13 protein-coding genes are annotated in these 13,114 nt (G+C 63.0%); 10 read left to right on the forward strand and 3 right to left on the reverse strand.

The window, feature by feature from the left end; translation table 11 throughout:
- Nucleotides 1–189: 189 nt before the first annotated feature.
- From CJ178_RS25140 to nagB, 9 genes are read left to right on the forward strand one after another with little or no spacing between them, the layout of a single operon-like run.
- Nucleotides 190–1,239, forward strand: coding sequence for a Gfo/Idh/MocA family protein (locus CJ178_RS25140; RefSeq protein WP_033232309.1), 1,050 nt, complete (start codon nucleotides 190–192; stop codon nucleotides 1,237–1,239).
- Nucleotides 1,236–2,231 carry a Gfo/Idh/MocA family protein gene (locus tag CJ178_RS25145; protein ID WP_095888269.1) on the forward strand — a complete coding sequence of 332 codons (996 nt, stop codon included), beginning with the start codon at nucleotides 1,236–1,238 and terminating at the stop codon, nucleotides 2,229–2,231. Before CJ178_RS25140 ends, CJ178_RS25145 begins: the two co-directional genes overlap by 4 nt.
- On the forward strand, nucleotides 2,228–3,280 hold the full coding sequence (locus tag CJ178_RS25150) for a Gfo/Idh/MocA family protein (RefSeq protein WP_033232307.1): 1,053 nt from the start codon (nucleotides 2,228–2,230) through the stop codon (nucleotides 3,278–3,280). Before CJ178_RS25145 ends, CJ178_RS25150 begins: the two co-directional genes overlap by 4 nt.
- Nucleotides 3,281–3,338: 58 nt before the next feature.
- Nucleotides 3,339–4,268 carry a dihydrodipicolinate synthase family protein gene (locus CJ178_RS25155; RefSeq protein ID WP_033232306.1) on the forward strand — a complete coding sequence of 310 codons (930 nt, stop codon included), beginning with the start codon at nucleotides 3,339–3,341 and terminating at the stop codon, nucleotides 4,266–4,268.
- A gap of 2 nt (nucleotides 4,269–4,270) precedes the next feature.
- On the forward strand, nucleotides 4,271–5,200 hold the full coding sequence (locus CJ178_RS25160) for an ROK family protein (protein ID WP_095888270.1): 930 nt from the start codon (nucleotides 4,271–4,273) through the stop codon (nucleotides 5,198–5,200).
- Nucleotides 5,197–5,904 (forward strand): N-acetylmannosamine-6-phosphate 2-epimerase, encoded by a 708-nt coding sequence (locus CJ178_RS25165; protein ID WP_033232303.1) that lies wholly within the window; start codon nucleotides 5,197–5,199, stop codon nucleotides 5,902–5,904. Before CJ178_RS25160 ends, CJ178_RS25165 begins: the two co-directional genes overlap by 4 nt.
- On the forward strand, nucleotides 5,901–6,563 hold the full coding sequence (locus CJ178_RS25170) for an SGNH/GDSL hydrolase family protein (RefSeq protein WP_095888271.1): 663 nt from the start codon (nucleotides 5,901–5,903) through the stop codon (nucleotides 6,561–6,563). The genes CJ178_RS25165 and CJ178_RS25170 overlap by 4 nt, the downstream gene beginning before the upstream one ends.
- The gene (locus CJ178_RS25175) at nucleotides 6,560–7,729 is read left to right on the forward strand and encodes an N-acetylglucosamine-6-phosphate deacetylase (protein WP_257013430.1); all 1,170 of its coding nucleotides are present in this window, start codon (nucleotides 6,560–6,562) and stop codon (nucleotides 7,727–7,729) included. Before CJ178_RS25170 ends, CJ178_RS25175 begins: the two co-directional genes overlap by 4 nt.
- 14 nt (nucleotides 7,730–7,743) lie before the next feature.
- Entirely contained in the window at nucleotides 7,744–8,523 is a 780-nt protein-coding gene (gene nagB, locus CJ178_RS25180; protein ID WP_095888272.1) for a glucosamine-6-phosphate deaminase, read from the forward strand.
- 15 nt (nucleotides 8,524–8,538) lie between these two features.
- Here nagB and CJ178_RS25185 read toward each other — a convergent pair whose 3' ends face one another.
- The 3 genes from CJ178_RS25185 to CJ178_RS25195 all read right to left on the reverse strand — a co-directional run bounded on the left by CJ178_RS25185 (nucleotide 8,539) and on the right by CJ178_RS25195 (nucleotide 12,567).
- A complete protein-coding gene (locus CJ178_RS25185) occupies nucleotides 8,539–10,173 on the reverse strand; it encodes a long-chain-fatty-acid--CoA ligase (RefSeq protein ID WP_095888273.1) in 1,635 nt (544 codons plus the stop codon).
- Nucleotides 10,174–10,249: 76 nt separating this feature from the next.
- Complete coding sequence (locus CJ178_RS25190) at nucleotides 10,250–11,371, reverse strand: acyl-CoA dehydrogenase family protein (RefSeq protein ID WP_095888274.1); 1,122 nt, start codon at nucleotides 11,369–11,371, stop codon at nucleotides 10,250–10,252.
- Between the two features lie 14 nt (nucleotides 11,372–11,385).
- Nucleotides 11,386–12,567, reverse strand: coding sequence for an acyl-CoA dehydrogenase family protein (locus CJ178_RS25195; RefSeq protein WP_045068700.1), 1,182 nt, complete (start codon nucleotides 12,565–12,567; stop codon nucleotides 11,386–11,388).
- Between the two features lie 245 nt (nucleotides 12,568–12,812).
- Between CJ178_RS25195 and CJ178_RS25200 the strand changes: the two genes are divergently transcribed.
- A complete protein-coding gene (locus tag CJ178_RS25200; protein ID WP_095888275.1) occupies nucleotides 12,813–13,004 on the forward strand; it encodes a ferredoxin in 192 nt (63 codons plus the stop codon).
- The last annotated feature ends 110 nt before the right edge of the window (nucleotides 13,005–13,114 follow it).

Genomic DNA, 13,114 nt, shown 5'->3' on the forward strand with positions numbered 1-13,114 from the left:
TTGTGGATCAGAACGCGTCTAGAGAGTCGTGAGAACTTGCGGGGAGAAATTTCGTATTTCGGCGAGTTTCATTCACCATTTAGTGCTCTCACCTGCATAGATGAAGACTGTGTTACCGACCTCGAATTGACGGTCGATCTCACTGGCCGTATAACATAGGACATCCCTTATCCAATCTTTGGAGACTTCATGACCCGATACAAAGTCGGCGTGGTCGGTTGCGGATTCTTCGGTAGTTCACTCGCACGCGAGTTTGCTGCCCATCCACGTTTCGAACTCACGATGCTCTGCGACCGAGATATAGAGCGGGCGACGGAAGCCGCGGGAGAATTCGGTGCGACCCCCACCAACGATCACGGTGCGGTGGCGGCTGAAGCGACGATCGACCTTGTTGTAGTCGCGACGCCCAATCACACCCATGCGGAACCGGCACTTGCCGCACTGACACAGGGCAAGGCAGTGTTCGTGGAGAAGCCACTCGCAGTCGAGCTCTCCGAAGCTCGCGGCATGATCGAGTGCGCCGACACCAACGGTTCGACGCTCATGGTCGGACACATCATGCGGATGATGCCGGGTGTGCGAGCCCTGGCCGCGTCGGTCCGGTCCGGAGACATCGGTGACGTCAATGCCATCGAGACATCGAGGTCCCGGTGGATAGACACCGCCGGCGCGGACCCACAGTGGTGGAAGCTCGACAAGAGTCAGACCGGCGGCGAACTCACTCACGAGATTCACGAACTGGATTTGATGTGCTGGCTCGGCGGTGACGTCGACGGCGTGTCGAGCATCGCGACACCGGACGACGGATTCCGGACGACGGTCGTGAAGTTCGCCAACGGCGCGGTCGGCACCCACACGATCTCGACCCGCTCGCACACGTCGTCGTGGGATCTGACGGTCAACGGATCGGACGGCGCGCTTCGGGCGGATTTCCGTACCGGACTTGTGCAGCGCTTCACCGGAGGTCAGGTTGTCGAATCCTGGCCCATCTTCGACGACGCGGACGAGAATCAGTCCTTGATCGACTCGGCAACCAAGACGCAGAAGTACAACTCCGGCGGCGCGGCGTCGTCGGTGTGGATGCAGGCCGCGATCCGCCACGAAATCGACGAGATCGCACGGGTTCTCGATTCCGGCGCCGAATCGCCCCTCACGGCGGACACCGACCGAGCGCTGGTCGTGGCGCAGCAGGTGCGTCTCGGACAAGCCGAGCCCGCGGACATTCGAGCTGCGCGATGAGCGTCCGCGTTGCCGTGATCGGCAGCGGCGGAATCGCGCGGGACCACGTACGTTCGCTCGCCGGCCTGCCGACAGTGGAGGTCGCCTACGTAGTCGGTAGTGACTTGAACCGGGCTGCATCGGTGGCTGCCCTCGCACCGGGCGCGCAGGCGAGCACCGACCTGGACCGAGTTCTGGCAGATCCGTCGATCACGGCTGTCAACGTCGTCGGGGCAACTCCGGATCATGCGCCGGTGACGATTGCAGCAGGCCGTGCGGGAAAGCATGTCCACGTGGAGAAGCCGGCCGCGCTGAGCGTCGCCGACTTCGACGCCATGGTTGCAGCGACCGAAGGCAACGGTACGTCGTTGATGGTCGGTCAGACCGTGCGGTTCCAGCCGTCGATCACCTCGATCGGCGCTTCCGTCGCGCAGGGCGCTATCGGGGATCCCCGCTTGATCCATTTGAGTTGGTACACCGGCCACGTCTGGCCGGGCGGCTGGCGCGGGTGGCAACACGACAAGGAACGCTCCGGTGGGCATCCCGTTCACAACGGAACGCACGCACTCGATCTGGTGACCTGGCTGATCGACCGCAAGCCGATTCGCGTTTTCGCTCGCAGCTTTCCGACGTTTGCCGCCGGCATGCCCGTTCATGACAGCTTCCATCTGACCGTCCGCTTCGAGGACGGTTCCTTGGCGTTGATCGAGTTGGCGTACGCGCTGCCACAATCGGGAAAGATGGTGCGTCGCATCGTCGTCTCGGGCACGCAGGGCACTCTCGCGCACGACACGGGCGATGATCCGGGGCTCATGTCCGACACCACCAACGCGCCGCCGTCGTCGATCGAAGACGCCATGACGCATCAGATGCGCCACTGGATCGGCACTCTTGACGGTTCTCAGACGCCGTTGGTCCAGAACTGGCAGGTGCGCGCGGCGCTCGCCACAGCCGTCGCCGCGCAACAATCGCTTGATACCGGGCGCGCCGTTGCAATCGGAGGGCAGCAATGACCAGCACTGGTTCGATCCGTGTCGGATTCATCAGCGGCGTAAGGCATGCCGGGTCCTACGCGGACTTGTTGCGAGCCGACCCCCGCGTGCACCTGGTCGGTGTCGCCGACGAATCATCGGTGCCCGACTGGATCCGCGAAGACGGAATGAAGATGGCCGCTGCCGCCGACATCGCGTGGATCGACGACCTCGGTGAGCTTCTCGACCCCGACCGGATTGACCTGGCAGTGATCTGCAGCGAACCGACTCGGCATGCGAGGCTCGCTATAGCTGCCTTGAACGCGGGACTTGATGTCCTCGTGGACAAGCCGGTGGGAATCGACGAGACAGAAGCCGCGGCGGTTCAGGAAGCAGCTGAGGCAAACGGGCGCATCTGCACCGTAGTAAACCGCACGCATTCACCCGCCCTGCGGAGACTGCGCCGCTGGATCGACGCGGGAAACCTCGGACTTCCACGCCACGTGGACATCGAGTTCCTCGCCAGCGGAACACATTTTGCGACATCCGTGGAACGGCCGGAGTTGGTTGTCGACCCAGCACTGTCCGGCGGGGGAGAAGTTGTGAACTTCCTTGGATACGCCGCCGACTACCTCCGTTACCTCACCGGACTCGACGTCACCGAGGTGTACGCGGAGACAAGCACGTTGTACGGCGGCGCACACGAGAAGTTCGGTGTGGAAGACACCGCGCTCATTTCACTCGCGCTGGCACACGGCGTCACTGCGACCGTCACAGTCGGAAGAATCCCCGCAGCACCAGGTTTCGGTGCCAATACCGCAACGGTTCGGGTACTCGGATCGCACGGTTACGCCAGTTCGGACGACGACAAACCAGCGCTCATGCAGTTCGGTGCTTCCGGTGATGTCACCGCACTACCCATCGGGGGCTTCGGATCCGACAATGCGGTGTCGAGCTTCCTCGCTCACCTACTCGATCGACTGCCGAACCGGATCAACCCCGATTACTCGGTTGCCGACGCTCGCGCATCGATGCGCGTGATCGACGCCGCCTACCGGTCCGCCGCGTGCGGGCAGCCGGTTTCCGTGTGATCAACCTTCAAGTGTTTTGCCCCGCAATTTAATCCGATAATCAACGTACGGAGACCCCATGAGCACGGACACCACGACCTTCAGCGGAATTGTTCCTCCGATCGTCACACCCTTGACCATTGACGGTGACGTCGACACGAAGTCGCTCGAGCGCCTCCTGTCGATGCAGATCGAGGCGGGCGTCGACGGCCTGTTCATCCTCGGTTCCTCGGGCGAGGTCGGCTACCTGACCGATGCTCAGCGCGCCCAGGTTGTGCAGACGGCCATCGGACACGTCGGCGGCCAGTTGCCGGTGTTGGTCGGTGTCAACGACATGACGACGAACCGCGTCATCGCAGTTGCCGAGCAGGCACGTGAGGCCGGTGCAGACGCCATCGTCGCGACAGCTCCCTTCTACGCGATCACCAACGCCGAAGAGACGGCCACGCACTTCCGCTCCATCCATGCGGCAGTGGACCTTCCGCTGTTTGCCTACGACGTTCCGGTCCGTGTTCACAGCAAGCTTTCCACCGCAATGCTGGTCGAACTCGGCCGCGAAGGTGTCATTGCCGGTGTCAAGGACTCGAGCGGCGACGACGTCAGCTTCCGCATGCTGCTGCGTCAGTCCGTCGGCCTGGAGAACTTTGCCGTCTTCACCGGCCACGAGGTTGTAGTCGACGGCTGCCTGCTCATGGGTGCATCAGGTGCGGTGCCCGGCCTGGCAAACGTCGATCCCCACGGCTACGTCCGGTTGTGGCGCGCCGCGCAGGCCGGCGACTGGGCTGCCGCCAAGGTCGAGCAGGACCGGCTCACGGATCTCTTCTCCATCGTCGACGCGCCGACGCCGGGCCGCGTCAGTGCAGGTGCTGCCGGATTGGGCGCCTTCAAGACTGCACTGGCTCTGCGCGGTGTCATCTCGAGCAACACGATGTGCGCTCCGATGCTGTCTCTCGACGAGTCCGAGGCCGCAACCATCAAGGTCATTCTCGAACGCGCCGGACTGATCTGACGATGACGCACGGGCAGGAGCGTTGGATCGGTGTCGACATCGGGGGCACCAAAGTAGCTGCAGCCGTGGTTACCTCCTCAGGTGAAGTGCTCGAATCCGTTCGCGCAGCAACACCGGCGGCGGGCCGAGATGCGGTGCTCGACACTACAGCTGCATTGATCGACCAGTTACGCGTCACACACACTGTTGACGGAATCGGTGTTGGTGCACCGGGAATCGTCGATCGGTCCAGTGGTCGAGTGGTGTTCGCTTCCGACATCCTGCCCGGGTGGATGGGCGCAGAGGTGCGCAGTGAGCTCGAAGCGCGTACGTCGCTGCCGGTGACCGTGGACAACGACGTGCGAGTTATGGCGCACGGGGAGAACATGATCGGTGCCGGCCACGGTCGGAGTTCCGTGTTGTTCGTCTCGATCGGCACCGGCATCGGTGGCGCGCTGTCCATCGGCGGTGAACTCCGTCATGGCGCTCACGGCACGGCAGGTGAACTGGCACATCTGCTCGTTCCCGCGGCCGGTGCCATCGGCTGTGGCTGCGGCCGCACCGATCACCTCGAAGCGGTTGCCTCCGGACCCGCCATGGCTGCCGAGTATGCCGCCAGGGCTGGTGTTCCCGTGCAGCCTCTGCAGAAGGTGGTTGCACTGATGCACTCGGGTGACCCGATTGCCCGCGCAGTGATCACCGATGCGGGTGAACTACTCGGCCGGGTTCTGGCCGGAGTGGCAACGGCCTTCGATCCCGAGGTGATCGTGATCGGCGGCGGCGCCGCCCAGATCGGAGCAGATCTGCTGTCGCCCTTGATGTCGGCATTCCGCGTCGAAGCGATGAAGCCGATCGCCGAGACCGCCATTCTCCCGGCACGGTTGGGCACCGACGCGCCATTGGTGGGCGCCGGACTGCTTGCCGCCGCAACACGAACAGAGGTATCACGATGACACTCGACGAGCTACTGAAGATCATCAGCGGAAAGCTGGTCGTCTCGTGCCAGGCTGGCCATGGGCACGCGCTGCGTGACACGGCAACAATCGAGCGGATGGCCAGGGCTGCCGTCGACGGCGGCGCTGCCGCGATTCGCTGCGGCGGAGTGGGCGGAACACCCGACGTCGCCGCTGTCGCCGCTGCTGTGACGGTGCCGGTGATCGGTCTGACGAAGATCGGATCCTCCGGGGTGTTCATCACTCCGACACGAGAATCCGCGTTGGACGTTGTCGACGCCGGTGCACAGATCGTTGCAGCCGACGCGACATTGCGCCAACGCCCGGACGGATTGACATTCGCGGATACCGTCGAGGCAGTCCATGCGCGAGGCGCTCTGGTGATGGCTGATTGTGGAACGCTCGAAGATGGCATTGCGGCCGCAGAGGCCGGCGCCGACATCATCTCGAGTACCCTTGCCGGTTACACCGAGAACAGTCGACGGCTCAGTGGTCCCGATCTGGAGCTGATCTCGGAACTGAGGAACGCACTTCCCGATGCAGTGCTGATCGCGGAAGGTCGCTACCACAGCCCGGAGCATGCAGCGCAGGCGATTGCGCTTGGTGCAGATTCGGTAGTGGTGGGTACCGCGATCACCGATCCAGCCTTCATTACCGCGACGTTCGCCAAGGCGATCGCGGGCGCGCGGAGCGATGGTCGATGACGGCTGAGCGTCGCAGAGTCGAAGCACTGCTGAAAGATTCGTCCACACCGATCCGGTGGGTGTTCACCGGCGACAGCATCACGCAGGGTTTGGCTCACACAAACGGGCAGCGCAGCTACGTCGAACACTTTGCGGAACGCATCCGTGGCGAGATGTCGTTGTTCAATCACATTGTGATCAACACCGGCGTGAGCGGTAACCGCTCGTCCGACGTCCGTGACGGATTTGCCCATCGCATCGAGATCTTCGAGCCGTCGGTGGTGTTGATCATGCTCGGCACCAACGACGCTCTCGGCGGCGGCGTCGATCTCGAAAGATTCCGGGAAGACCTGTCCGACATCATCTTCCGCTCACGTGCGCTCGGTGCCGTTCCGATCCTGCAGACGCCGCCGCCCATCGACGTCCCGAACGCGCCGACGCGATCCGCGCTGATCGACTACGTCGAGATGACCCGCCAGGTTGCCGCGTCGACGCGCGCGATCTTCATCGATCACTACGAGCAGTGGTTCGCGGATTCACCTGAGGGTCCGCCGCCGTCGCTCTTGGCTGATGCGTTCCATCCGAACGAGAACGGGCACTATGTGCTGGCGGACGCGGTGCTCCGCGAGTTGGGGATCGCCGACATGGACAGTTCTGTTGCAACACAGGTGATGTCGTGATCCTGCGTGGAAAGCTGATCACCGGAGGCCGCATGCTGGCCGACGGAGTCGTCGAGACGTCCGGTGATCGAGTGGTGTGGGCCGGGTCTGCGTCGGAGCGGACGGATCAGCTCCCGGAACCCGCTGATCCGGGCACGACGATCATTCCCGGTCTCGTGGACGTGCACTGCCATGGGGCCGGCGGATTCGGTTTCCCGGAAGCCGATCGTGACGGTTCCATCGCAGCGGCGGATCACCACCGACACAACGGAACAACCTCGGTGATCGGGTCGTTGGTGTCGGCGCCGCCGAATGTCTTGCATGGCCGCATCGAATTGCTGGCGTCGCTTGTGGAGCGCGGCACGCTCGCCGGAATCCATCTGGAAGGTCCGTTCCTGTCGGTACTGCGTTGTGGTGCACAGGATCCTGCAAGCATTCTCGACGGCGATCCAGCCCTGCTCGAGTCGCTGTTGGCTGCCGGGCGCGGTCACATCCGCTCGATGACCATCGCACCTGAGACCGCGCATTTTGCCGAACTGTCGACCATGCTGACCGAGAACGGCGTGGTGGTCAGCATCGGTCACACCGACGCGTCCAATCCGACCGCCACCCGCTCGATCGCGCATTCCGCTCAGGCACCGCTCAGTGCCACACACCTTTTCAACGGAATGGCGCCTATGCACCACCGTGAGCCTGGCGCAGTGGCTGCCTGCCTGGCGGCCGCAGCCCGTGGCCAGATGGTGGTCGAGTTGGTCGGCGACGGTGTCCATCTGGCCGATGAAACTGTCTCCACGGTGTTCGATCTTGTCGGCCCACATCAGATTGCTCTGGTCTCCGACGCCATGGCGGCAGCAGGTATGCCGGATGGGCGGTACCCGCTCGGTCCACTCGACGTGGACGTTGTCGACGGAGTGGCCCGACTTGCCGGACAAGGCGACACTGCTATAGCCGGCGGTACCAGCAGACTGATGGACATCGTGCGGCGGACGGTGCTTGATGCCGGGGTGGATCTGCTCGCGGCGGTCACCGCCGCAACTGCAACTCCCGCCGCGCTGTTGGGATTGACCGGGATTGTCGGTGACCTCGTCCCGGGATGCCGCGCCGATCTTGTCGTTACCGACAAAAAACTTTTGCCCCGAGCAGTCATGGCTTCGGGAAACTGGCTTACGAACACCATGGAAAGCTGAGGGGAAGAACTCCGATGGAAATTGTCATCGTCAACGACGCGGATACAGCCGGCACGGTTGTCGCCGATATCTTCGACCACGCAGTACGCTCCGGCGCACGAACTTTGGGCTTGGCAACTGGATCGTCGCCGCTCTCCGTCTACCGCGAACTTGCGAGGCGCCACCGCGAGGAAGACTTGAGTTTTGCCGGGCTGCAGGCTTTTCTGCTCGACGAGTACGTCGGACTCCCGGATGGACATCCCGAGTCCTATGCGCAGGTAATCCGGACCGAGCTGGTCAATCACCTTGACCTCGACAGTGCTCGCGTGTTCAGTCCGAACGGAACTACCGGAGACCCGTTCGGCGCTGCCGCAGCCTACGATCGCGCGATCGCCGCCAACGGTCCGGTGGATGTACAACTCCTCGGCATCGGGGCAAACGGCCACATCGGATTCAACGAGCCGACGTCGTCGCTGACCTCACGCACACGGGTGAAGACTTTGACCGAACAGACCCGGATAGACAACGCGCGATTCTTCGAGAGCCTCGACGACGTTCCGCGCCACGTCATCACGCAGGGTCTCGGAACGATCTGCGACGCAGGGCATCTTGTGATGATCGCAACCGGAGAACACAAGGCAGACGCGATCGCCGCCGCGGTCGAAGGACCCCTCGCCGCGGTCTGTCCCGCATCGGTTCTTCAATTGCACCCACACGCAACAGTTGTCGTCGACGAAGCCGCGGCGTCGAAGCTTCAGCTCACCGAGTTCTACAAGACGGTGTCAGCGCACAAGCCGCTCGCGCAACACTACTGAGTCGACGCCGCACCTTCACTGTGCTCCGACCGTGACTTTCTCGAGAGTGAGCGCCCGCTCCGGCGTGAGCAACTGGAATTCGGCCTCGCCGCGTTGACGGATCCAGACCGGATCGCTGGTATTCCAGCGCTCCGCGCTCTGGGTTCGGGTGACAACTTTGAAGGTTGCGGTCCGCGGAAATTCGCTGCAGACCCGGATGAGTGTGGGCTTCTGCTTCGGGCCCAGCTCAGGGCGTGAATCTATGTATGCAGCAACCGCTTCGGGATCGAAGTTGCTGACATCACCTACCGGGATGACCGACGCCATCACTCGGTCGCCGACATCGCTGTCGGGGACTGCGTAGACGGACACCTGCGCAAAGCCGGGGTAGGCGGTCAGCGCGCGTTCGATGGGGGCGGCGCCGATGTTCTCGCCGTCGACGCGCAGCCACCCGGAACTGCGCCCCGCGAAGTAGACGTATCCGTCGGCGTCGGCGTACGCGAGGTCGCCGGTCCAGTACTGACCGTTGCGCATACGTTCGGCGTCGGCTTCGGGGTTCTTGTAGTACCCGGCGAAGGCTCCCGGACCGGTCACGTTGACCATTTCGCCGGTTGCCTCGTCTGCGTTGGCGATCCGGCCATCCGCGTCGAATTCTGCAGGCGGGCAGGGAGCTCCGGTTTCGGGGTGAAGAATCTTCACGCCTTCGGGGAGCAGTCCCAGAGTGCCGGCGCGGGGGACAGGTGCTGCGCCGATGGACACTCCACCCTCGGTGGAACCGAAACCGTCGATGACGCGCGCGCCGAAACGACGGACAAACGTGGCAACTGCGGGAGCGGCACCCTCGTTGCCGTACATGATCTTCAGAGTGTTGTCGTGATCGTCGGGCTGCTCGGGTGTCGCGGCGATGAAGGAAAGCGGTTTGCCGACGTAGTTGGAGTAGGTGATGCCGTACTTGCGGACGTCAGGGAGAAATCCCGAGGCGGAGAACTTGCGACGCATGGCAATTGCGCACTTGCGGTGCAACGCGATTGCCCACGCTGCCATGATCGCGTTGGAATGGAACATCGGCATTGCCATGTAGATGACATCGCTCGGCCCGAGTTCGAATCGATCGCCGAGCATGATCGCGGGATCCGCGATCTTGGAGTGCGTGCAACGAACAGCCTTGGGATCGCCGCTGGTCCCCGAGGTGAAGATGAGCATCATCAGGTCGTCGGGAGAGACTGCGCAGGCGTTGTGCGGGGAACGGGCGAAGGGCGCCAACAGTTCCGTCCACTCCGGCGAGTCGACGTTGATCACTCGAACATCGCCGAGGTCGACCCCGTCGAGAAGATGCGCCTGACTGTTCTCGGTGAAGATGATCTGGCAGTCGGCCAATGCGACATCTCGAGCCAGCGCCGGCCCCCGCCTTGTTGTGTTGAGTCCGGCCAGCACCGTGCCGGAGAAGGCCGCGGCGCCCAACAGCAGTGAGAACTCCGGAATGTTCTCCATCAACAAACCGAAGTGTCGTGGACGCTCGTGGTCGAGCACAGCATCGAGCATCGCGGCGCGGTCGAACGACGCCTGGATATGCTCGCGCCAGGTGATGGCCTGGTCCTCGAATCGGATGCCGTACGAGTCGATCTCACTGACTCCGAGGAGCAGATCTGAAACGGTGGGGCTCTCACTCATAATTGCATCATTACCGATTCGTCGAGGACCAGGTCCGGGTATTCCGCTTGGTGGGACTCCGCTCAATGAGACAAGCTCATGCGGGCTCGTCAGCGAGTTCCTTACCGAGACTGCGCAGCAGATCGGTGGTGTTGCCGAGCAGGAATTCGTGACGCTTGGCAGCGAGGAAGTACCGGTGGATCGGGTGATCCTCGTCCAATCCGACGCCGCCGTGGACGTGGACGGCGGTGTGTGCGACGCGATGGCCGGCGTCGGCTGCCCAGAACTTCGCGGTCTTGACGGACTCGCTGGCAGGGAGAGATTCGCTCAGCTGCCAGGCCGCTGCCCAGAGAGTCAGACGCACTCCCTTGACGTCGATGTACCCGTCGGCCAGTCGTTGAGCCACAGCCTGGAAGCTGCCGATCGGGCGACCGAACTGGACTCGCTCGCGCGCGTATTCCGCGGTCAATTTCAGGGCCTGATCGAGTACACCGTATTGGTATGCGCTGGAACCGAGTCGGGCACGTTCGACGATCCATTCGCTGATCTCGGAGCCCCGAGCCACCGAGCCGAGCACCCGGTCGTCCGGTAGTTGGACCGCATCGAGATCGACCTGGCCTGCGCTGCCGAAGTCGACTATCGACTGCCTTGTGACACTGACACCGACGTCGCCCGGCTGCACCAGGAACACGACAACACCGTCGTCGGTGCTTGCGGGGACCAGGAAGAGGTCGGCTATCGGTGCGCTGTCGACCACGATCTTCGTGCCGGTCAGCTCCCAACCGGTTTCCGTTCGGTTCGCACGCGTGAACGGGAGAGCCGGATTGTCGCCCCATTCTTCGGACAGCGCTGCTGTCAGGATCTTCTCGCCGCGTGCTGCGGGCGCAGCCCAGTCGGCGCGCTGGGTGTCGTCGCCGAATTCCGCGATCGCGGCGGCGGACGACACGATGGACGTCAGATACGGCACCGGCGCAACAGCCCGGCCCAATTCGACAAGAATGCTGCACTGCTCGAGCACGCCAAATCCGTCTCCGCCCACCGATTCCGGCAAGGCTGCGCTGAGAACGCCGGACGATGCGAGCGCCGCCCACAGCGTACGGTCGGTGCGGTCCTGCGCTGCGTCGAGTTCACGGAGGCGGTCGTTGGTGACCAGTTCGTTGACAATTCCGCGGGTGAGGCCGGCCAGATCGTTCTGGGCCTCGGTGAAGGTGAAATCCATGTCGCGAGGTGTCCTTATCGCTTTGAGGGCGGCAAGCCCAGGGCCGTCATACCGATGATGTCGCGCTGCACTTCGTTTGTGCCGCCGCCGAACGTCAGGATCAACGAGGAACGGTGCATCCGTTCGATTCGTCCACGTAGGACCGCGCCGGGGGAGTTCTGCCGGATGACGGCCGACGTTCCGAGGATTTCCATCAGCAATCGGTAAGCCTCGGTGGCGAATTCGGTGCCGAACACCTTATTGGCCGACGCCGCTTCCGGGCCAGGAGCGTGATCGGTGGTCGACGCGATTTCCCAGTTCATCAGTTTCAGGTACTCGGCCTTGGCATGCACCCGCGCCAGGTTGATCTGCACCCATTCCTGATCGATCATGCGTCGGCCGTCGGGAAGCTTGGTGTTCTGGGCCCACTCGCGGACCTCGCGCTGCGCCGTCAGAATCGGACCGGCCGAGGTAAGCGCAACACGTTCGTGATTGAGCTGATTGGTGATCAGGCCCCAGCCGCCGTGTTCCTCACCGACGATCGACGACGCCGGAACACGCACATCCTGGTAGTAGGTGGCGCTGGTGTCCGGTCCGGCCATGGTGTGCACCGGCGTGTAGGAGAATCCTTCGGCGGTGGTGGGGACGATCAGCATGCTGATTCCCTTGTGCTTCTTGGCTTCCGGATCGGTGCGGCAGGCGAGCCAGATGTAGTCCGCGTACTGGATGAGGCTTGTCCACATCTTCTGGCCGTTGATGATGTAGTCGTCGCCGTCCTTGACGGCGGATGTGCGCAGCGATGCCAGGTCGGTTCCGGCTCCGGGCTCGGAATACCCGATGGCAAAATGCAGTTCGCCGCGCGAGATCTTCGGCAAGAAGAATGCCTTCTGCTCCTCGGTGCCGAAATGCATGATTGTCGGGGCCACGGAGTTGATGGTCAGGAAGGGCACCGGCGCTCCGGCGATCGCAGCTTCGTCGGTGAAGATCAGCTGGTCCATGGCGGATCGTTCCTGCCCGCCGTACTCCTTGGGCCAGCCGAGCGTGAGCCAGCCGTCCTGGCCCATCTGTGCCACAACCTCGCGGTAGACGTTTCCTTCGCCGTACTCGCCGGTGGTGGCTGCGAGGGCTTCGCGGCGAGCCGGGGTCATCAGTTGAGCAAAGTACGCGCGCAACTCCTCCTGAAGCGCTTGTTGCTCAGGTGTGTAGGTGATGTGCATGGTTGCCTCTCGAAGTAGAGATACAAATCGACTATCTGGCACAGGTTCTATAGGCAGGTTCTCCGGGCGTGGCACGCACGTGGGCGAATCCAGGCACTCGTTTCTGCTACTTTTCCGAATCATTGCACACGAGGTGGAACAGGTTCTAGTGTTATGGCAGGAACGGTGCGGAGCGCAGCCCTGCGATGCCCGTTTCTCCACTAGTCTGTGGCGCCCAAATGTGTGAGTAGAGAAGAGGAATACCCATGGAGATCAGGGTTGATCTGGACCGTTGTGAGGCCAACGGAGTCTGCGTCGGTATCGCCCCCGATATTTTCGACCTCGACGACAACGAGGAGTTGGTGATCAGTTCGGCGCGTCCACCGGAGGATCGCTGGGAGGATGTTCGTTCCGCGATCGCCCAGTGCCCACGCGCCGCATTGACGGAACATCCGTGAGGGCTATTGCCCAAAACAGGAACACGTTCTAAAGTTGCGAAGTCGTGAGGCCCGACAGGCTCTGCCGAGACGGTCGGGTTCACGATCGCACAGAACTGGGAGAACGCGTC

Source organism: Rhodococcus sp. ACPA4 (genome assembly GCF_002300185.1).
GTDB lineage: Bacteria > Actinomycetota > Actinomycetes > Mycobacteriales > Mycobacteriaceae > Rhodococcus_F > Rhodococcus_F globerula.

Excerpts from the sequence above, each read along its gene's own strand:
- CJ178_RS25155 (WP_033232306.1), top strand. The coding sequence starts at position 3,339 with ATGAGCACGGACACCACGACCTTCAGCGGAATTGTTCCTCCGATCGTC.
- nagB (WP_095888272.1), top strand. The coding sequence starts at position 7,744 with ATGGAAATTGTCATCGTCAACGACGCGGATACAGCCGGCACGGTTGTC.
- CJ178_RS25185 (WP_095888273.1), bottom strand. The coding sequence starts at position 10,173 with ATGAGTGAGAGCCCCACCGTTTCAGATCTGCTCCTCGGAGTCAGTGAG.
- CJ178_RS25145 (WP_095888269.1), top strand. The coding sequence starts at position 1,236 with ATGAGCGTCCGCGTTGCCGTGATCGGCAGCGGCGGAATCGCGCGGGAC.
- CJ178_RS25200 (WP_095888275.1), top strand. The coding sequence starts at position 12,813 with ATGGAGATCAGGGTTGATCTGGACCGTTGTGAGGCCAACGGAGTCTGC.
- CJ178_RS25170 (WP_095888271.1), top strand. The coding sequence starts at position 5,901 with ATGACGGCTGAGCGTCGCAGAGTCGAAGCACTGCTGAAAGATTCGTCC.
- CJ178_RS25160 (WP_095888270.1), top strand. The coding sequence starts at position 4,271 with ATGACGCACGGGCAGGAGCGTTGGATCGGTGTCGACATCGGGGGCACC.
- CJ178_RS25165 (WP_033232303.1), top strand. The coding sequence starts at position 5,197 with ATGACACTCGACGAGCTACTGAAGATCATCAGCGGAAAGCTGGTCGTC.
- CJ178_RS25150 (WP_033232307.1), top strand. The coding sequence starts at position 2,228 with ATGACCAGCACTGGTTCGATCCGTGTCGGATTCATCAGCGGCGTAAGG.
- CJ178_RS25190 (WP_095888274.1), bottom strand. The coding sequence starts at position 11,371 with ATGGATTTCACCTTCACCGAGGCCCAGAACGATCTGGCCGGCCTCACC.
- CJ178_RS25195 (WP_045068700.1), bottom strand. The coding sequence starts at position 12,567 with ATGCACATCACCTACACACCTGAGCAACAAGCGCTTCAGGAGGAGTTG.
- CJ178_RS25140 (WP_033232309.1), top strand. The coding sequence starts at position 190 with ATGACCCGATACAAAGTCGGCGTGGTCGGTTGCGGATTCTTCGGTAGT.